Consider the following 18,730-nt stretch of genomic DNA (forward strand, 5'->3'; position numbering starts at 1 on the left):
TTGTCTTACCGATAAGGGTGATACGGGAGTAAGCGAAATATAGGAATGTTAGATGTGCTTCCGTCTCTGTGCCGCAAGCGGGGAAAGACTCCATTCCCGATCGGGAGCAGCCGGTAGATATTCAGTTCGGTGGTCGTGGTCGACGAACGAGTTCTCCATTACAGTTCGGGCATACTGCGTCCTGCTGATCAGTGCAGCTTGGGCAGAACGTACACTCATAGTGGCAGATATAGCACTCATCTGTGGGAGCGAGTCCGTTACCGCAGCGTTCGCACGTGGATTTCATTTTGAGGCTCATCGTTCGAATTAGATTTCTGTCGAAAGGAAGTCTTCGTAGTACCGTTCCATTCGCTCTTGTGAGTAGAGTTTCACGGCTTGATCTCGCAACGCTGACAGGACTGTGGAGTGGTCGAAGAGAGCAAACTTGCCGATCTGCCGAGACTTCTGCTGCACATGGTCCACTCGGCTGCGGCGGCGGGTGACGTAATGGTCTAACGCCTGTCCAAGATACTCAGAGTCGGTTCTGGTCAGCTCATCAGCGATGACTGCCGCTGACTCCATCGCCATTGATGCCCCAACACCTGCAGTCGGTAACGGTGCATGAGCGGCGTCACCAATGAGAACAACACGGTTATTTACCCATTGGTCCATCTTCAAATCATAGAAGTCATCATGCCAAATATCTTCAGAGTCCTGACTTTCCAGTTCATCTAAAACATCTGGGATGAATCCACCCATCCCTTGGAAGTTATTGCGGATTCGTCTTTTCCGCTGATCGACGGGGTCCGACGTTCCCTCGGGAGCCGCTACTGCAAGGAAGCAAGCGAGACCATCGTCCGTTGGATATAGTCCGGCGAATCGGCCGTCGCCCCAGTGTTCTTTTGCAACACCCATCTCAACCATCTCCGGGTCCACCCAGAATGCCCAACTCGTCATCCCTTGATAGGTCAGATCAACGTCTGTGAACGTCAATTCACGGACTTTCGAGTGGATACCATCAGCCCCGATGACGAGATCGTAGGTGCTGGTTGTACCGTCAGTGAACGAGACATCTACTTCGTCGCCGCGCTGGTCGATCTCGGTCACGGTCGTTCCCATCCGGATATTGTCGTCTGAGACGGTGTCTCGGAGTACATCAACGAGCCGTGGCCGCCAGATAAGATGGGGTTTCCCGTACTCATCAGCGAGACTTGTCAGATCGTAGCTGTGAAGTTCCTCGCCGCTATCGCTGAGGAGGGTGTAGGTGTGCATCGGATCGGCGTATGAGCAGAACTCTTCATACTTACCAAGTCCTTTGAGAATATTCGATCCAGCGGGCCAAAGACCGAGAGCGTAACCGAGGCCACCGTACTCGTCCGTCTTTTCCACAACGTCGGGCGAGAACCCCCGCTGTTCAAGTAATCCTGCACAACTCAATCCTGCGATGCCGCCCCCAACGACGAGGACCTGTATGTCGTTTCCGTATCGGACTTCGTCCATCAGTGAGCCACCTCAGACGTTTCAGTGGGTTGGGCGCTCAATTTCCATTTCATGGACCACATTATATCTCGCAGTATGCCGACTGGCGTTGTCTGTGTTTCTTCTAGCAATTTAGAACGGTTTTTAACATAGACACAGAAAGGCTCGGAGGACCGGATTCACAACTAGAGGGAGACTCAATAACATACTTCACACTCCAGGGGGATTTAGCAGGATTCTCATGGATTCAGGCTCTAAAACGCTCTAATATGACGGCATCGCCCAAGAGCGTAGTCCGGTTAGTAATTACTATCACGGGTAGTCTTTTAAAACGAGAGTGTTAATCACAGATACTAGACGCGGGCGCGTCTCTGAGACAATACGGCCGCTTATTACGATTACAAAATCATGAGATACACAACAGTCATTATATCTTGGGAAACCGCTCGATTACATCCGCTGGATAGAGCTATCGCCGCGGCACCTGAAGTCCAGTTCGAAGCGGTGCACTACGTCAACCCAGTGGGCGATGGGACGTATGTGGAACTGACACAGTTTCACGGTGAGACTGCGACTCTCGTAGAGCAACTCGAAGATGCATCCGATGTTCTAGACTACAAGCTATCAGAAGACGAGAATGGACTCGTGTATGTACACTTCGAATCCACACCTCTATTCGACGCCTTTCTAAAATCCATCTTCGAGCATACTGTCGTTCTAAGATGGCCGGTCCAGTTTGTGACCGAATCGGCCAGTCGAGGTGTGCAAATAACGCTCATGGGGCCAGAAGGCGCGCTCAGCGATGCCCTTGACGCGCTCCCGGACGAGATTGATGTGTCCCTTGTCCGAACTGGTGAGTATGATAAGGCCCTCGCTGGACCAATGCAGGCGCTGAGTCAGAAACAACGCGATCTCCTCAATGAGGCGCTCCGCGCTGGCTACTACGAGGTTCCACGAGAAACGACCCAAAAGGAGTTGGCGGAGACAATGGGAGTTACCAACGCCACCATTAGCAACCGGTTACGGCGACTCGAATCGACACTGGTCAAGTCGGCTACCCTCCACCAGACAACGAGAAGCTGTATTAAAAAGAATACCAGTAGCGGGCCTATGTCTGGATTGTCACTTCGGCCCCTCACCGCGAGGTTAGTCAAGTATGCCGAACTGTTCTAACAACCCGAGCCTGTCCGCCTCCGTCCAGATTTCAGCAATTTGACCGTCTTCAAGATGGAAAATCGACATCGAGGATAGCTCGAACTCTTCTCCAGTCGGCTTGATCCCAAACAGTTCTGCTTCGTGAGTCCCGTGGAGTGTAAATCGGGCCACTGCCCAATTTTCGCCTCCAAATGACTCTTCCACCGCATATGTAAGATCAGGAACGGCATCAAATAGACCAAAGTCGTGATCGGCAAACTTCTTGACGCCGGTTACGGTTCCGTTAGGCCCATGATGCGAGACATCGTCTGTATGGAGTTTCTTACTCTTCTGCATATAGTAACGTCCGTTTGCACTCAGGACAGACATATGGAACCGGTGTGAGACTTCCCGACATTAGTCGGTCAAAAAAGCCGCCTTCCGTTGGAACTATCGATGGCTGTCCGTGGCTTTCATTCAGTTTCATTTGCTCTAATGACTCGTCACAGTCTGGGCACTGCTTCTCAGAGGGCATAGAAATGAAAACAGCACTCATTCAAATAATGTCCACGATAGTAGTGCTTCGCAACTTGCTATGTCCACACGCTGTGTCTCAATAGGCACATTTATCGAACAGCGTATTCAACCACTCAGCGCTGAAAAATAGCTACTGCGTGAACTACGATGCTGCCCCTGATACAAGCTGTCAGGAAGGGTGAGTGGTTATGTGCTGGTTCTCCCATTCACTCCGAGCAGTAAGCTCTCGTTCACCACGCTGTGTGGTTGCATAGACATTGGTCCGCCCGTCTTTCTCTCCTTTTTCGACGAGTCCTTTCTCAACAAGCGTGTCCAGATTTGGGTATAGCCTCCCGTGATAGATATCTTGCTGATAGTACTCATCTATCTCGTCTTTGATCGCTAGGCCATGGGGCTCGGCCAGCCCATGTACTATATAGAGTAGGTCACGTTGGAAACCGGTTAGATCGTGCATTTCACCGCTAACTACCAGCCTGGCATGGTTAATCCCAGTGAACCCACTGTACCACGCTCATCAGAGAGAGCACAAGGCCCACCTCCGGCAGAGGAAAGCGTGTGTATATACGAGGAAACCAGATCGACTCACATCCGAAACCAGTCGGCCGCTGTCCAGTGATTGGCACGGGACAGTCGGAGTGGCACAGCTTCACTTTCACCACGATTTGCATGGGTTTTAGACCACGCCAAGCGTACCGCCAGCCGTCTCCCATCGCAAACGAGACGGAGAACACTATGAGCAACTCTGATATACAGCAGGAAGCCCAAGACATCCACGACCAGTTACCAGAATCAGTTGATGCCTCCCTCGACGACATTAAGGAACGGCTCACCACACTTGTCGACGACTACAGAGTCCCGCTCGACGAAGCTCAACGCAGTGTCGTAAGTACCTATCTTTCCGACAGCGATGTCGACCGTGACGATGTCAGCAGCGAGAACGAGAATCAACAGGTCGATCTCGAGGAAATTACCGAAGCCGAACAGTGGGTCGATATCACCGCGAAAGTCGCCGACCCATTCGTCTTTAGCTAAGACTCACACCTCGGTTGTGTAGCGGTAGCGAGTGTCTCCTGTAAGATCGGCCGTTGCTGATGAATCTTCTGAGCGTCTTCGATTAGCCGCTCCAACAACGGCGGTGGCGAGTAACCGAGGTACTCGCCGAGTTTGTGGAGGATGAGCTGGGCGTGCGACCGGAAGGTCGCCGCCCAGCGTTCCGGCGGAAACACGATCTCATCGTCGGCCTGCTCGGTGACCAGATCCAACAACTCCCGGCTCACCAGCAGTGACAGCAACGCAGCGTATAGTAGAATTTTCACGACATCAGGGTTGTTCGTGTCGAATTCGTCCAGTTCATACTGCGTCTTCAACTCACGGAACAGAGTTTCTACTTCCCATCGACACCGGTACAGCGTCGCTAGATCTGACGGCAGGAACTCCTCTCTCGGCAGATTCGTTATGTAGAGATGGTAGTCGTCGGCGTCCTCGTTGCGGACGCCGACGACGCGGAACCGCTTCGTATCCAGTGACCGCGTTCCCTCGTACTGCCCTCGCTTGAATTCCGCTTCGACCTCTACGTCGATGTACTTCCGCGAGAGGTCATCGACCACATCGTGGATCTGCTTGCCCTCCAAGGGAATGGCGCGGCCGCGCCATTCCCGTAATTCCGCCGTTATCACCGGATTCGCGTTCTGCTTCAGCCGACTCACGAAGTAGCCATCGTTCTCGTCGATCAACGCGAAACGGCGGTACTTGAAGTACGCTCGATCGAACAGAACTAGCCGTCCTTGTAGCCACGAACCTGTGTTGAACAGCGTGCTGTCGTGCGTTTTCTCGTCCGTTACGTCGATCCGTTCAATTGTCTGGTCGGTGGCGTTGTGGAGCAGGTGGAGCTTCGCTCCAGCCTGCTCCTCGTGACGGGCTTGGAACTCATCAGAGAGGAATTCGTGCAACCGCAACACTGTTCCATCAGCGATCATCACGTCCCTGAATCGGTCGATATCAGCGTCAAAAGCGTCTGGAACAGCGACCTCGTCGAGGCCGCGCTCGACGAGGTCGCGGAGATACTCTGCCAGCGTCGGTGTCAACCGGTGATAGAAGCCGCCAGAAGAGATCGGTTCGTCAGCTGTGGCGTTGTAGCAGCGCCTGAACCCAGCGAGTGTTCGGCTCTCGCCTGCGGCGAAGCCGAACACGAGCGCCCACACGAGGACAGGAATCTGAAGCTTGCCTTCTCGCTCGACCACGCCGAGTTCCTCGGCGTGCTCTTCGAGGAACTCAGAGGGAAAAAGCGTAGTGAGCCGACGCATGATTCTCGTTGAGGAGCGAGGGTTGTGCACAGACTTCTCCTCCTCATTCCTCTCGAAAAATAGCCTCGATAAGCCGTCGCTGTCACGCGGTTCTCATCTTAGCTAAAGACGGATGGTCGCCGACCTCTGGGAGCCCCGTAGCGACTCGATAGCACAAGTCGGCCTCCTCGGTGACGAAACTGGAACCATCAAGTTCACCAAGTGGGCCAAATCCGACCTCGAAGCACTCACTGAAGGCCAAGTCTACCGCCTTGGAAATGTCGTCACTGATGAGTACCAAGGCCAGTACTCGGTCAAACTCAATCGCACCACCACCATCGAAGCACTCGACCGGGATATCGAAGTCGGCGATGACACCACCGATGCTGAAGGGGCGCTCGTCGATATCCAGTCAGGCAGCGGGCTGATCAAACGCTGCCCCGAAGACGATTGCACACGTGTCCTCCAAAACGGGCGATGCAGTGAACACGGCGAGGGTGAAGGCGAGTTCGACCTCCGCATCAAGGGCGTGATTGACAACGGCGATACAGTCCAGGAGGTCATCTTCGACAGAGATGCGACTGAGCAGGTCGCCGATATTACGCTGTCTCAAGCACAAGAGATGGCCATGGACGCTTTAGATACAAGCGTCGTCGCCGACGAGATACGTGAGGTGATGCTTGGGCGGTACTATCGCGTTCAAGGCCCTGAACTGGGCCGGTATTTGCTCGTCAACGAGTTCGAGCAACTCGCCGAGATGCATGATCCAGAACAACTCCTCATCACTGCGAGGTCGATCTAAATGAGCCAAGGACAAGCCCCGATGCGTGAACTCGCACAGCGAGCCTTCGCTGGGGAATTCAACGATGCAGGCTACACCTTCCGGGAGTCAGATGATGACCGCGCACCCGTCTATGCCCTGCTCCCGACAGGCGCGAAAGCAAACCGTGTGTTTGTCGTCGGCACCCTGACCGAAACCGACGATGTCGGCAGCGATGATGAATACTGGCAGGGCCGAATTGTCGGGCCCACAGGGACGTTCTTCACGTATGCTGGGCAGTACCAGCCCGAAGCAGCCGCAATGCTACGAGAGGTTGACCCGCCTGTCTTCGTTGCGCTCGTTGGCAAGCCCCGCACCTATGAAACCGACGACGGCGACACCAACGTCTCGCTCCGACCAGAGCACCTGACCGTTGTTGATGCAGACACCCGCAATCGCTGGGTGACAGAAACAGCGAAGCGAACTCTTGAGCGTCTCAAACGCTTCGACGACGATACCAACGAGTACGCTGCCATGGCTCGCGAAGAGTATGACACCGATCCTGACCAGTACCGACAAACCGTGATCCAAGCGCTCGAAGAACTCACCGACGACGCCGAAACTGCCCCGACCTCGCAGGACCAAACTGGTGACGCGACACCAACCACAGCAGAGGACGCATCCGGTAGTGCCACAGAGGTCTCAGCAGACGAAGACAGTACGTCACAGTCGGGTGGCGACATCGGCGACTTCGATACGACTGACCTCAACTCGTAAGGCTACTGCTCGCTTTCCGGGTCTTGCGAGCCATCCCGATGCTCGGTAATATACAGCTGTCCGTCAACCTTGTACAGGTAGCCACGGTCAACCAGTCGTTCAACTACGTGCTCAGCGGTACCGACTGAGCGCTCTGTCTCACGCACTTTGGTCACGGCGGTATCAACCTCGATGCTCTCTCCGGGATTAATATCCTCATACAGCATATCATAGGCGGCTCCCAACGAGCCAGGTGGGCGATTACGCCTCATATGTCGTTAATACAGTTTTACTCATCAGTTCTTATCCAAGGGCGTTGGCTTCAACGATGGTAGCACTCAAAAACGATTAGATGTACCGGTATCAGTCGTTGCGAAGACAGTTTGCACCCGTGAGAGTAGATGAAACGACTACTCGGTAGGTCCGCGGATTGACTGCATCAAACAGTTTATTACATTCTATAACATATTGCTACACATGCCAATCAACATTGATCGGTTCGAAGATGAGTCCGAAGATACCCTCAACATTACCGAGGGAACACAGCCCCACAGGATTCTCACTTTTTTAACAGCCAATGACGACCAAGCGTTTACACAGACTGAGATTTACGAGGCAACCGACATCCCTCGCGGGAGCGTCGGTGTCGTGCTGTCACGGTTGGAAGACCGAGGACTAGTCCGCCATCGTGGCCGCTACTGGGCTATCGCAGACGACGACCGGCTCGCCTCGTTCGCAGCACAGCAGGCTGCAAGCTCGGCATCAACAACTGACGACTACTACGCTGACACAGACACATGACCGAGCAATACACCCGGGGCACGGTTGTGAAAGGACCGGACCTTTTGGGACCACACGAATATCGCCCATACGTCTGTCTGAGCACAGAAGATCCACCATTTCGTGATGAAGAAGCTGTCTATACGGTTGTCACGACGACACGTCGTTCCGCTGCAATCCCGCTTGCCGAAACAGACTTCACAAGTGGCGGACTCTCTCGTGAAAGTTACGTCAACCCGTGGGTTCTGGTCACGATTAAGCACGCCGATGTTGCTGAAATTGAAGGGCAACTGAGAGCAGACACCGTTGATACTATCGCCCGAGAGGCAGCAACGCTCATCGGAGGACTAGATTGAAACTCGCCCTATCAGTTTATTTTCAGCACTTAGAGCGACCCACTAACTTCCACACCCCAATTGCTTGAGGTAGCGAGTAACGCTCCTGTTTCGTTCAACGACAGTATATCCCTGCGCCCGTAGCGCCGCCTCAAAGTACCGGTCAGCAATAAGCCGCTGTGGAAGACGGCGTAATCCAAGGCGCTGGTCAGCCTCGTACTCGTACTCGATTTCGGCCTGTCCGTCTTGGTCATAGACGTCGACAGCGTATCTCGACCAAGGAGTGCCGTCCATCCGAAGTTGGAGGTTGATACGGTGACTTCCGTCGGATATCGATCTACTGTCTCTGTGTAGTGAGATTTCGACCGAACGGAGGCCGAATAGATACGAGAGTGTATACACTGGAATACCGTCTTCAACAACAACTTCGTCTGCAGTGCCCCACTGAAGCGGGAGGATTGGCGGGACCGGACTGGTAAACGAGTCGACTACGCTCGTCACATCAGTGTCTGTTCGGAGCCGAACTGTACCACGGGGCTGAATAAGTGGTACAAGAAACCCAGTGGTCAGGAGGCCACCCACAACGATGGCGGGTAGAAAAGACGTGACGGCAAACACACCGGCAACGACAAGCAAAGCAGCTACAGGTAGCAATGCAGTCGCTGGACGCTCGCGCTTGAGGTAGCTGTTGGCGATAGTTAGCACCTGCTGGGGGCGCGCAAGCTGCTGGTTGGAGGGCATCACAATCAGATGGATAGGCTCCGTTGGTAATTCTGTCGGACTGTCTCAGGCTGTGCTGCAGCCATGATGCGTATGGCTTCCCGCGAACTCTGGACTCCCCACGATAATAGAAACCAGACATATCAATACAGCGGCTGCTACGTCACATATAGCCAGCATGAACACAGAGACTCCATGGCTCCCAAGCGATATTGATGAGTCATTTGCCCCGCTTTCGCATTTCGATATCACCACAACCGATGATATGCCAATGGCCGTCACGCCGAGGGGCGGCGGGCGCGAAGTCGGACGGAGCTGCTACCAATTAGATACGCAGTATGGGACGTACCTCATTGACTGTGGGCTCTCACAGGGCGGAGGTGACAAGTTCCCTGATCTGCGTGGGCTTTCGCCCGACGATGTCGATTCTGTCTTTCTCACCCATGCACACATCGATCACTCTGGTGGGCTCCCTGTCCTCGAGAATAGGGGGCTGCTTGATGACGATGCGAAAATCTTCGCGACGGAGCCGACGATTCAGATAGCCCAGACCCTCCTCCAAGATTCGCTGAAGCTGCACCTCCGCGAAACCGCTGATGGACCTGCAGAACAACAGTTCACTGAAGCTGATGTCGAATCCGTGTTCCGCCGGTTCAGCGCTATCGAATACACCACTGATACCGATACTGAGCCACTCACAGTTCGAAATCTCATCCCGGAAACCGACGAAGTTGAACCGCTCACGCTCCAAGTGGGGAATGCAGCGCATCTGCTTGGTTCAGCGTGGTTCGCATTCGAATCCCATGGCCACCGAGTCGTTTTCTCAGGAGATATCGGCGGTCGGGCAAAACAACTCCCCGATATAGATGTGCCGCCACAGGCAGACCACCTCTTCATCGAAAGCACATACGGTGCAACGCATAGCCATCGGTCACTGAGCGATGCTGGCACGGAGTTGTTCGAACTGCTCGGTGACGCAATTCGAAACGGCGAGCCAGTCCTCATCCCAACCTTCGCGACTGGGCGTGCACAGACGCTGCTCCTGATGTTCAACGACCGAGGCCATGCCCTCCCTGGAGAGATTGGAGTTGACTACCAGCTTGTTGTCGACGGCATGGCTCAAGACATTACAGATCACTATCACGACTATGTCACCGATAATATGTACTATGACACTGGTGTCGTCAATCGCGCTACTGAGACTGGCATGACGACGCCCTTTCTGCCAAGTGGGATCACAACGCCGCGGACAGACCGAGAGCGCCGACGTATATTCGAACGGTTCGCGCCTGCAAGAGGCGAGCAAGTCCCAATTATCCTCGCTCCGTCCGGTATGCTCAGTGGCGGGAACTCCCCTCGCTATCTTGGTGAACTGATCGCTCGATATGACGACGGTCACGTCGTGCCGACCGGCTACCAAGCAAACGGCACGCTCGGGAACGCACTCCAGAACGCAAAGAAAAGCGGGACTGAAAAGGCGACACGGTTAGTCGATACAAATCCATTTGGCAACGATTGGCCGGCTTCAGACCGCATTTCGTGGGTTGAAACGGACGATGGAACCAAAACCCGAATGACGGTTCCGACCCGCTGGCTCCACTCATTGTCCGGACTGAGCGCCCACGCTGCACAAAATGGGCTCCTCTCGTTTGCTCGCGACATCTCACCAGAGACTATTACACTCATCCACGGGCCTGCATACGCCCAAGAGGGCTTTGGAGCTCACTTGATGGACAATGTGGAATCGAGTGAGCAACTGTCTCGAGCGCGACTCCTCACACCGATTCCGATCGAACGAGATCCAGATATAGACGCAGCAACGCTATCAGAAGACGTGACCAGTTCCAGTGGTGAGATCCGAACACAGATTGACGACCTCCACGACACCGTCACCGCCCTGAGCGAAGAGATTGCTGATACCCGCAATGATGGACTCTCTGAGGCGGAGGTCAGAGCCATCGTTCGTGATATGATTAATTGACCGCCACAGGTGTCTAAGTATATTTTCCTTGTTCGGATTAGTAGATTGGAGCTGTCTCGATCTGAGCCGCAGTAGCACCAAAGACCGCCGGTTAAATCATACAAAAGCTGACTGTTTTATGGCGTTCAGACAGCACTCCCTCTACTCGTTCGGGAAGTAACGACAATCCGTATCAATGCGATGACTGGGGCTACACTGGGAGGTCGTCAGCGATTGAGCGAAGGTCGCTCTTTGTCGGCTGTCGCCCAATGTCGACGGAGTAGTCGCCGACCCAGAACCGAAACTGCTGGTGGTCAACATCGAAGTGGAGTCCACAGGAGACATCTGGGTCTGCCTGCTCGTACTCGGACTTGCTCACGTTCTCGCCCTCTTGGAGCGTTTCAAGAAGGTATTCAGCGGCGTGTGGGCGTTGCTTCATCGCCAAGATATGATCGGTTGCCACGTGTTTCAGCACTTCTCCACCTGTGTCGTATCTGTCGCCAACCAGATAGAATTCTCCGCTGAACTCGTAGGATTCAACGTGGATGCTGAGAGCATATGTCTCGGCCATACGTGATTGTCGTCATTCTGAGACACAAACATTACGCCCCAGTTGGTGTTAGGACAAGTAATGACAACAGACCGCCGCCCTGACAAAATTGAACTGGATGGGCTTGATAAGAAGGATGCTATCAAAGGAGACACGACTTGCAGAACGCGGGAGAGGCATTTTAATTGTCTGTCTGGGTCGACGCCACATCGAGACCAGTAAACTCAATCTGTGCTCCGCCACTGGGACTCTCTGCTATGGTTGCATCCCAGTCATGGGCGTCAGCAATCTGCTTGACGATTGAGAGTCCGAATCCGGTACCGCTTCTTGTGCTTGTATAGCCGTCAGTGAAAATCTGGTTACGCTCTACTGGATCGATCCCTGATCCGTCGTCACTAACGAAGAATCCATTTGTAAGTGTACCAACTGTGACGGTCACGTCTGTACCAGCGTGAGTCACTGCATTGGCAAAGAGATTCTCAAGAAGTTGGCGGACGCGTCCTGAGTCAGCCTCAAACTCCATATCGTCATTTATCATCAGTTCAGCATCAGCGGTCTCCAGAACGTCCCAGCAGTCATCAGCGAGTGATGCAAGCGAAACCATCTCTGTGTCGTCGATTAGTTGTCCATCTTGGGCGAGCATGAGCACATCATCAATGAGTGTCTCCATCCGGTCAAGTGCCCTATAGCCCCGGTCAAGATGGTTGACATCAGTCGTTTTGCGAACGCCATCAAGTGTCCCTCGTAGGACCTGCAGTGGATTCCGGAGATCATGTGTGACAGTCTGTGCGAACTCCTCAAGCTGCTGGTTCTGTCTCGTAAGCTTCTGTGTCTGGTCACGGAGGAGTCTTTCTCGGTCGACACGCTCCAACGCTGTCTCAAGTGTCGAAGCAAGAATCCAGCCGAATCGCTTATCTGTCCTGTCAAACGCGTCTGGCGCTTTAGCTGCGAACACGAGGAGTCCGTACGACTCCAGTGGATACAACAACGCACTGCGGGCTGGGGTATCTGATGGGAGCGCTGGGTGCTCGCTCGCGTCACCCACATATTCTGGTGTGCCCGAATTGTACACATCCCACAGAAAGCTACTGATGGGGTCACCATCTGTGTCATATACGAAGCCATCGTACGTGCTAAATTCCGCTGCGAGTGCGTCAGTCGTAGAGAGGGGGCGTAAGACTTCTTCGCGCTCGTCTTCCTGAATAAACCCAGAGAGACTCGTTCCAAGGATCTCAGCTGCGGCATCAACAGTAAGATCAACCGTCTTAGCCGTGGTCGTAGTTTGCATTAGAGCACTTGTTCGCTCTTGGAGAAGCGCAAGCCGCCGCTCTCGTTCGACACGATCGAGTGCACTCTTTGCATTTTCCGCAAGGAGTTGCCCTAACGAGACATCAGTATCATCGAAATCGCCACGCTGGGTTGAATTCGCGAGTAGAATACCGTGTTCCCCAAGCGGGAAATACAATCCGCTTCGGAATTCCGTTTCAGGATTGTATATATTATCAGCGGTGTGGATGTCGTCGTATTGTCTGATTTTACCAGACTGAAACGTTTCCCAAGCAATCCCGTGATCAAAGGTCACTAACTCATCAGTAACGCGCTGTGTTCGGTCTGACACTGCTACGGGTTTCAGCCCACCTGCCTGTTCATCGTAGAAATGGACACCGTTCAATTCAAAATCAAGAAGGCTCTTACCGAACTGAGTGAAACAGTACCCCGAGAATTACAGCATCCCGCCGTAGGCTAGTTGCTATGTACAATCAAACAGCCTTCGGCGGGATGCTACAGGATATTGTTGAGCTCACGTCAATAGTGTTGCGCCCAGAGCCGCTCGATGAGGAAATCGAGCGGCGCTGTAAGCAGGCATGGGAACAAGCTCCTTGCCCGGAGTGTGGTGAAACCGCCATCCAGTCCGGGGACGGCAGTCCCCGGGTCTGGTGCACCAACTGCCGCTATGTCTTCTCCTACACCCGCAACACGCCCTTCGAAGGCCGCACTCTCTCTCCTGGCGAAATCGTCATTGCGTTCGTCCTCTATGCCGACACACTTCTCAGCATCCACCAAATCACCCAGCTCTTCGAAGCGGTCTACGACACGGTTCATTCCACGATTCGAGAGGTAGAAGCCGCCTTCCAGCGCGGCTTCTACCTCGTCTGGGAGCGCATCCAACACGCTATCGACGGCCCAACTCAGATCGACGAAACCGGCCACAAGTGCTCTGGTTACAAGGGACAGACGCCGCCGCGGGATGGGCTTTCCCGCGGCGGCTCTGGGGAAGGGGGGCGATCACGGTGGGAAGGAGCACCTGGCGATACCATGACGCTGATCGGTGCCTGTCGTGATGTACTTCGTGTAATTCGCGCCGAGCCAGGTGCTCAACCGGAAGAACTCAAACCAGCACTTGATGAGGTAGAGATTCTCTCAGGGAAACTGGATGAGGTCTGGCACGACGGGTGGCGCGGGTACGCGCCACTCGTCTACAAGAACGAGCAGACCGTTGTTCACTCCGAAGAATTTGTCACTGATGACGGCGTCCACATCAACCAAGTCGAATGCCTCTGGTCGCTAGTGAATCCATGGCTACAGAAGTTCCGCGGCCTCTCCAAGCCTGGATTGGAGCAGTCCGTCCGAACCTACGGGTTCGTACGGACGTTAAACCTCGCTGGAGCACCACTACACGGCCTTCTTGACTGCTTCGTCGTCAACGTGTTTCGCTGAGTTATGTAAGAGCCTCAAGAATAGCGTCTGCTGTGTCGCTGGTGATCTGTGCGACTTCTTGTTTCGTTTCAGCATCGTACAACTCGTGAGTCGCTTCGTGAAGCTTCTCAAGGCGGCGCTCGCGTCGGTAGCGATCGGTGATGTCTGTGAGCGAGCAAACGACACTCTCCACGGACCCTTCATTCATGACTGGTGCACCGTTCACAGCGAGTACACGCTTCTTCCCATCGGGCCACCTGATTGTGTGCCGGTCCCGCACTTGTTCACCGTCATATAAGACACGCGCGAACGGTAATTCATTATCAGGGATCGGGTTCCCGTCAAGGTCTTTGATATCCCATTCAGGATCGTTATACGCACGCTCCTCTAGTTCTGCTTGTCTTAACCCCAAGACGGTCTCGGCCCTGTCGTTTGCAAAAACAAATTGTCCGTCCCGATTGAGTTGAACTACACAACTCGGGACAGTCTTCAGTACCTGTTCGAACCGGCGGCGCTCCCGAGTTGCCTCAATCACAGTTTCGTTGGCTGTGACAGCGTTACTGATACTATCTGCTAGTAATTCATAGTCGTCGTCGGCTTCCGACTTCTGAAGATAGTCAGAGATACCCGCAGTAACAGCGTCACCGGCAATTGACTCACTCCCGTGCTCAGTAAACAGTATAAATGGGAGATTAGGGTAGTTACGCTGAATCTGGTCAAAAAGTTCAAGCCCTGTACCATTTGGGAGTCGATACTCTGAAACGATGCAGTCGTATTCATCATTACTGAGCGTCTGGAATGCAGAGCCCGATCCAAGAACAGTCGTGACCTGTAGCTGACTGTTTACTTGCTCAAGTTGTTCAGCTGTTCTACGTGCGAACTCCAAGTCTCGTTCAACGTGTAACACCTGAACAACATCATCCATAGGGTCAAATCGGATGCAGACTACTAGTATGTTGCTTCAGATGTAGCCTGAGACGAAAATATATGATATAAACACGACACTATTCGGTGGTTAAGTTAGCGGATGCGTGGGACTGTTTGCTATCGGTCTGATGCCTATTGCTGGTGGCGGCGAATCTCGTCGCGAACGATAGTGCGGATCTCTTGCTCTGGAAGGGTTGTCTCACTGGGGATATCAGGTTCCTCAAGCGGATTTAGTTGTTGTACAGCGGCTTGAAGCCGGTCATCGGTAGCCTCACCATAGAAGTAGAGATCACGCCGGTCGTCGTAGAGGGACCGGAGCGTTGACTCAGCGACTGGGGTGCCATCAGCGGCTTCGGGATAGGTGTAGCCTTGCTCGACGCGCTCGAGCGCTCGTCGAACGGTCAGGAACTCGTCGGCGTTGATCCGAAGATAGCCATCTTCGATATCGAACCCAGCTGGGGGCCGCCCAGTCCATCGGCCAGCGGCTTTCGCAGCGTCGATACCGGATTGAATCCGGCGGAGCTTCTGTTTGTGCTCGACACGCGCGAGGTCGCCCATTACTCCAGCAATAAGCTGGCTCACCGCTCTGTCGACGAGGTCATCTTCGAGGCTGATTTCCAGTCCCACTTCCAAGTCCCGTATGCCTGTTTCGTGGCTAAGGCAGAATTCGAGGAATTCATGGATCTCGCCGGCACCGAGTCTGGAAAGTCGCGAGAGTTCGTGGACAACGATAGTGTCCAAGTGCCCATCTTCGATATCCCCGCGAAGCCGCTGGTACTCGTCTCCGCGGTCAGTCTCGGTCCCACTGATGATGTCTGCATACTCGTGAATTTCTGGGTCGTCATATGTGTCTTGAGCGAATGTACGCAGTTCGTCAAGCTGTCGCTGTGGGTCTTGGTCTGTTGTTGAGACACGGGCGTAGATCCCGATTTCAGGCATACTTCTTGCGGCAGGGGCTGAATATATAAACCACGGACCTTTTCGCGGGACCGTAGAAAGCACTACCTTCTTGCGGGAATTGTTACAAAGTTCCGAACAGAAGTTTGAGAGCGCGAGCCAGCTCAGGAAAGATCAGTGCCACAGCCCGGACAGAACTGTTCGCTGCCGTCCAATTGGACACAGCACTCGGTGCAAATTCGACTGTTCGGGTCTGCGGCGATGTCCTCCAAAAAGTCCATCGCCGTCTCGGATTCGACACCGGGCATGTACCCATCGACGTAGCCCGGCAGTGTCGAGGCCCATTCGACCGATCCCTCGTCAGCCACAACCGCCACATTCCCAGCAATTTCGAGTGTCCCATGGCGTTTGTACGCCTGTGATGGGGTCTCGTTGATACGCTTGTTCAGCGTCTGATTCCGTTTGAGATCGCGCTCGTAGACATCCTCGGGCGTTGTTGACCGTACCTCGCCAGGGAACTCTGGCAGTTGTCCATGCTGTTCGTCGATACGCTCTATCTCCACCGTGATATCATGCTGATCGTGTACCGTCGTCAGGCAGCGAAGTGCCTGTTTGTGCCAGTTCCGGACCTCCGCATCGGCGTAATAGCGCACTCGCATACGTTGTCAACCGAGCCTACCCGATTAGAAGCTATAGTTTCGCCGATCCCAGTAGTGCCAGTCCGCGATTGCCTGCGCTGTCTCACCCGGTGCATCCACTGGCTCCAACTGTGCCAACGGGACACCCAACTCTCGGCCCCCCCAGTCGACAGTCACGAACATTTCGCTCTCACACGCATCGATTGGGGACATCCTCACGACGCGTACCGTCTCGCCATCAGTAAGTGGAGATACGTCACGTTCTTCGATACACCGGGCCTCAAACGGTGTGTCCAGCCGTTCCTCGAGATACACGTACCAGCCACTGACTCGTTCATGGCGTTCATACGCATCGACGACGATCTCCATCCTGATTCGCTCTTCCCGGTCCTCATCCTTTTCTCCTCGTCCCATGCCCAGCAGTAGGGCTACCCAGCAGGAAGGGATTCCGGCTCCCGATCAAGGGAGGTTGGCCAGTTGTGAGGAGGACTGCGAAAGTGGGTTCTCAGGGATCGTAGTGGTAGATATACGGATGGTCTGTCGTGCCGTCGGGCATGATGTCCGAGAGTGTATCCCGTACTGCTGACTCGGTCGGAGCCGTGGCGACGACCTGTCCGTCGTAGATAGCGACGTATGCTTCGTCGAGACCCATCTCGCGGAACTCGCGCCCAAGACTCCGCGCTCGACCCTTCCCGATCTGCTGGTGATAGATGCGAGCGAGCTCCTCACTTTCGTTCTTCAGACGGTTGATCTCTTCGGCAAAACGCTCGCGATTCTCCTTGTTCTTGGTATAAAATCGCAGTTTCTCGGCGTCGGAACGGTCAGGTTCGTCTTCTGGCGGGAGCGTCGCGGCAACCCCATACCTGTGTCTGGCTTCCTCGTCGGTCGCATCGAGATCGGTGTCCAGCAGCATATCCCACGCGCCGAGCAGGATTGGATCAGGACGAAGCCAGCCGTCACTCACAATCGTGTCCTCGAACGGCAGCAAGACAACATCCGCGACCGGCATCGGGAGTTCCGCTGGCGGGAACTTCTCCGGGTACGGGTCGTGAACGGCTGTGACAGCGAACGCGCGTGGCTGCTCGGGATCGAGAAAGACTGTATCTCTCTCTCGGTGTTCCACAACCGCAAATTCGTCCGTTTCGTATGCAATCCACTCTTCGACCTGTGAGAGTGCCGACTCGGACAGCCCGGCCGGGTTCTCCGTGACGAACTCTGTAATGATCGCTTCAGTATCAGCCTCGTGATACAGACGGTCGCGGATCGGGCGAATCTCGTCAAGAAACGCCGTGCTGAACTCCTCGTAGCTATCGATTTCTGGTACAACGTCGAACCGACTGTTGACGTACACGAGCAATCGCCCGTACAGTTCGAGAAACCATTCTGCCTGGTCGGTATCCAGCACCGACGGATCCTGATCGTTGCCGGGCCCCCTGAACGCGTCACCGTCTTGAAGGTTCGCCAGCGCCTCGTCCATGGCGGCCTGATACTCCTCGCGTGTCACGTCGACAACATCGAAGACTGCCTCCTGGCTTGCGGGCATGGTCGGATCGAGGAGCGCTTCAGTAACCGTCTCCAGCGTCTCCCTGGACTCGGGCGAGAGCGCGTCGAGAGCGTCGTCGAGTGCTGCAGTCTCGTCCGGTGTCAGGCCTAATTCTGACATCCCGATGTCCGGTTCGACCGACGGGTCCCCCATGTCGCCGGACATGAATTCCGGCGAGACACCGCTGTCCACAGCCCCCATCGCCGTGGACGTGGCCAGGCTCCCTGTTCCGGAATCTGCGGCAGCCGTGACGATATCGTCACGGAGTCCCTCGACGTGGGCAGCGAGGTCCTCTCCGTCCATATGGTAGTCGCGGTCACCGAGAAACCGGAAGAATGCTGCCAGCACCGGTCCGACTGCGCCGAAGTGATCCGGCTCGACGCTCATCTTTGCCGGGTAGATGCGAGTACAGACCGTTTCGAGACTCGACCTGTCACACTCCTCAAGCGTGGTATCCTCGTAGCCGTAGAGCAATTCGGCGACCCCTTCGACAACAAACGTCGCTTCCTGTTGCTGGTGTCTGGTGAGGTCGGCGAAGTGGTCGCTGTCAGTGAACGTCGACAGCAGCGTATCGACCCGGTCGAGCATCGATTCGTACTGTTGGTCTGACCGACCAGAGCCAGATGGGTCCATAGAAGTTCTCTGGAGCGTCCATGTCAAAGTGGCTACGATTCGACGGTTGGGAAGTCACTGCCAGTTCGACGGGTCAGCAGCGATTGCTGCGAGGTCGTCCGCGTGGCGTCTCGCGTCGTCGGG

At 54.6% G+C, this 18,730-nt stretch carries 21 protein-coding genes and 2 pseudogenes; 8 read left to right on the forward strand and 15 right to left on the reverse strand.

The genetic code is table 11. The features are described from left to right. Positions 1-121: 121 nt before the first annotated feature. Positions 122-298 (reverse strand): DUF1272 domain-containing protein, encoded by a 177-nt coding sequence (locus BDK61_RS24415; RefSeq protein ID WP_121304633.1) that lies wholly within the window; start codon positions 296-298, stop codon positions 122-124. 8 nt (positions 299-306) lie between these two features. Further along, on the reverse strand, positions 307-1,479 hold the full coding sequence (locus BDK61_RS21475; protein WP_244209980.1) for an FAD-dependent monooxygenase: 1,173 nt from the start codon (positions 1,477-1,479) through the stop codon (positions 307-309). A 387-nt stretch (positions 1,480-1,866) separates the two neighbouring features. On the opposite strand from BDK61_RS21475, the gene BDK61_RS21480 reads away from it, so the two are divergent. Further along, positions 1,867-2,631: a helix-turn-helix domain-containing protein gene (locus BDK61_RS21480; RefSeq protein ID WP_121304635.1), complete on the forward strand. Its 765-nt coding sequence runs from the start codon at positions 1,867-1,869 to the stop codon at positions 2,629-2,631. Here the strand turns inward: BDK61_RS21480 and BDK61_RS21485 are convergent. Together BDK61_RS21485 and BDK61_RS21495 are read right to left on the reverse strand one after the other, a co-directional pair. After that, the gene (locus BDK61_RS21485; RefSeq protein WP_167467416.1) at positions 2,605-2,949 is read right to left on the reverse strand and encodes an ester cyclase; all 345 of its coding nucleotides are present in this window, start codon (positions 2,947-2,949) and stop codon (positions 2,605-2,607) included. The genes BDK61_RS21480 and BDK61_RS21485 overlap by 27 nt on opposite strands. Positions 2,950-3,298: 349 nt before the next feature. Then, on the reverse strand, positions 3,299-3,583 hold the full coding sequence (locus BDK61_RS21495; protein ID WP_121304529.1) for a helix-turn-helix transcriptional regulator: 285 nt from the start codon (positions 3,581-3,583) through the stop codon (positions 3,299-3,301). Between the two features lie 278 nt (positions 3,584-3,861). On the opposite strand from BDK61_RS21495, the gene BDK61_RS21500 reads away from it, so the two are divergent. After that, positions 3,862-4,161: a hypothetical protein gene (locus BDK61_RS21500; RefSeq protein WP_244209982.1), complete on the forward strand. Its 300-nt coding sequence runs from the start codon at positions 3,862-3,864 to the stop codon at positions 4,159-4,161. On the opposite strand, the gene BDK61_RS21505 is transcribed toward BDK61_RS21500, so the two are convergent. Continuing rightward, positions 4,158-5,432: an IS4-like element ISHma1 family transposase gene (locus tag BDK61_RS21505; RefSeq protein WP_121302325.1), complete on the reverse strand. Its 1,275-nt coding sequence runs from the start codon at positions 5,430-5,432 to the stop codon at positions 4,158-4,160. The two genes, BDK61_RS21500 and BDK61_RS21505, sit on opposite strands and share 4 nt — an antisense overlap. 115 nt (positions 5,433-5,547) lie before the next feature. Between BDK61_RS21505 and BDK61_RS21510 the strand changes: the two are divergent. Continuing rightward, positions 5,548-6,213 (forward strand): annotated as a pseudogene (locus BDK61_RS21510) (replication factor A); the annotation flags it as partial. Between the two features lie 21 nt (positions 6,214-6,234). Then, positions 6,235-6,948, forward strand: coding sequence for a DNA-binding protein (locus tag BDK61_RS21515; RefSeq protein ID WP_121304641.1), 714 nt, complete (start codon positions 6,235-6,237; stop codon positions 6,946-6,948). Between the two features lie 2 nt (positions 6,949-6,950). On the opposite strand, the gene BDK61_RS21520 is transcribed toward BDK61_RS21515, so the two are convergent. Further along, a complete protein-coding gene (locus BDK61_RS21520; protein WP_121304643.1) occupies positions 6,951-7,154 on the reverse strand; it encodes a hypothetical protein in 204 nt (67 codons plus the stop codon). 250 nt (positions 7,155-7,404) lie between these two features. On the opposite strand from BDK61_RS21520, the gene BDK61_RS21525 reads away from it, so the two are divergent. After that, positions 7,405-7,728 (forward strand): MarR family transcriptional regulator, encoded by a 324-nt coding sequence (locus tag BDK61_RS21525; RefSeq protein WP_121304645.1) that lies wholly within the window; start codon positions 7,405-7,407, stop codon positions 7,726-7,728. After that, positions 7,725-8,063: a hypothetical protein gene (locus BDK61_RS21530; RefSeq protein ID WP_121304647.1), complete on the forward strand. Its 339-nt coding sequence runs from the start codon at positions 7,725-7,727 to the stop codon at positions 8,061-8,063. The genes BDK61_RS21525 and BDK61_RS21530 overlap by 4 nt, the downstream gene beginning before the upstream one ends. Positions 8,064-8,105: 42 nt before the next feature. On the opposite strand, the gene BDK61_RS21535 is transcribed toward BDK61_RS21530, so the two are convergent. Next, complete coding sequence (locus BDK61_RS21535) at positions 8,106-8,783, reverse strand: hypothetical protein (protein ID WP_121304649.1); 678 nt, start codon at positions 8,781-8,783, stop codon at positions 8,106-8,108. A gap of 157 nt (positions 8,784-8,940) precedes the next feature. Here BDK61_RS21535 and BDK61_RS21540 point away from each other — a divergent pair, with 157 nt between their 5' ends. Next, positions 8,941-10,743 (forward strand): MBL fold metallo-hydrolase, encoded by a 1,803-nt coding sequence (locus BDK61_RS21540; protein ID WP_121304651.1) that lies wholly within the window; start codon positions 8,941-8,943, stop codon positions 10,741-10,743. Positions 10,744-10,933: 190 nt separating this feature from the next. Here the strand turns inward: BDK61_RS21540 and BDK61_RS21545 are convergent, their stop codons facing one another. From BDK61_RS21545 to BDK61_RS24420, 3 genes and pseudogenes are all read right to left on the reverse strand, one after another. Beyond that, complete coding sequence (locus tag BDK61_RS21545; RefSeq protein WP_121304653.1) at positions 10,934-11,293, reverse strand: hypothetical protein; 360 nt, start codon at positions 11,291-11,293, stop codon at positions 10,934-10,936. 160 nt (positions 11,294-11,453) lie between these two features. Further along, a complete protein-coding gene (locus BDK61_RS21550) occupies positions 11,454-12,560 on the reverse strand; it encodes a sensor histidine kinase (protein WP_244209986.1) in 1,107 nt (368 codons plus the stop codon). Between the two features lie 66 nt (positions 12,561-12,626). Then, positions 12,627-12,944 (reverse strand): annotated as a pseudogene (locus tag BDK61_RS24420) (GAF domain-containing protein); the annotation flags it as partial. Positions 12,945-13,024: 80 nt separating this feature from the next. Between BDK61_RS24420 and BDK61_RS21555 the strand changes: the two are divergent. Then, positions 13,025-13,990: an IS1595 family transposase gene (locus BDK61_RS21555; RefSeq protein WP_121302811.1), complete on the forward strand. Its 966-nt coding sequence runs from the start codon at positions 13,025-13,027 to the stop codon at positions 13,988-13,990. Position 13,991: 1 nt separating this feature from the next. Here BDK61_RS21555 and BDK61_RS21560 read toward each other — a convergent pair whose 3' ends face one another. The 5 genes from BDK61_RS21560 to BDK61_RS24035 all read right to left on the reverse strand — a co-directional run bounded on the left by BDK61_RS21560 (position 13,992) and on the right by BDK61_RS24035 (position 18,607). Beyond that, positions 13,992-14,894 (reverse strand): response regulator, encoded by a 903-nt coding sequence (locus BDK61_RS21560; protein WP_121304656.1) that lies wholly within the window; start codon positions 14,892-14,894, stop codon positions 13,992-13,994. A gap of 134 nt (positions 14,895-15,028) precedes the next feature. After that, positions 15,029-15,835, reverse strand: a complete 807-nt coding sequence (locus tag BDK61_RS21565; protein ID WP_121304658.1) for a recombinase family protein — start codon at positions 15,833-15,835, stop codon at positions 15,029-15,031. A 122-nt stretch (positions 15,836-15,957) separates the two neighbouring features. Continuing rightward, positions 15,958-16,452 (reverse strand): zinc ribbon domain-containing protein, encoded by a 495-nt coding sequence (locus tag BDK61_RS21570; RefSeq protein WP_121304660.1) that lies wholly within the window; start codon positions 16,450-16,452, stop codon positions 15,958-15,960. A 24-nt stretch (positions 16,453-16,476) separates the two neighbouring features. Further along, the gene (locus BDK61_RS21575) at positions 16,477-16,845 is read right to left on the reverse strand and encodes a calcium-binding protein (RefSeq protein WP_121304662.1); all 369 of its coding nucleotides are present in this window, start codon (positions 16,843-16,845) and stop codon (positions 16,477-16,479) included. A 91-nt stretch (positions 16,846-16,936) separates the two neighbouring features. After that, positions 16,937-18,607: a hypothetical protein gene (locus BDK61_RS24035; protein WP_244209988.1), complete on the reverse strand. Its 1,671-nt coding sequence runs from the start codon at positions 18,605-18,607 to the stop codon at positions 16,937-16,939. Positions 18,608-18,730 lie beyond the last annotated feature (123 nt).

It is taken from the genome of Haloarcula quadrata, from assembly GCF_003634715.1.
Classification (GTDB): domain Archaea; phylum Halobacteriota; class Halobacteria; order Halobacteriales; family Haloarculaceae; genus Haloarcula; species Haloarcula marismortui.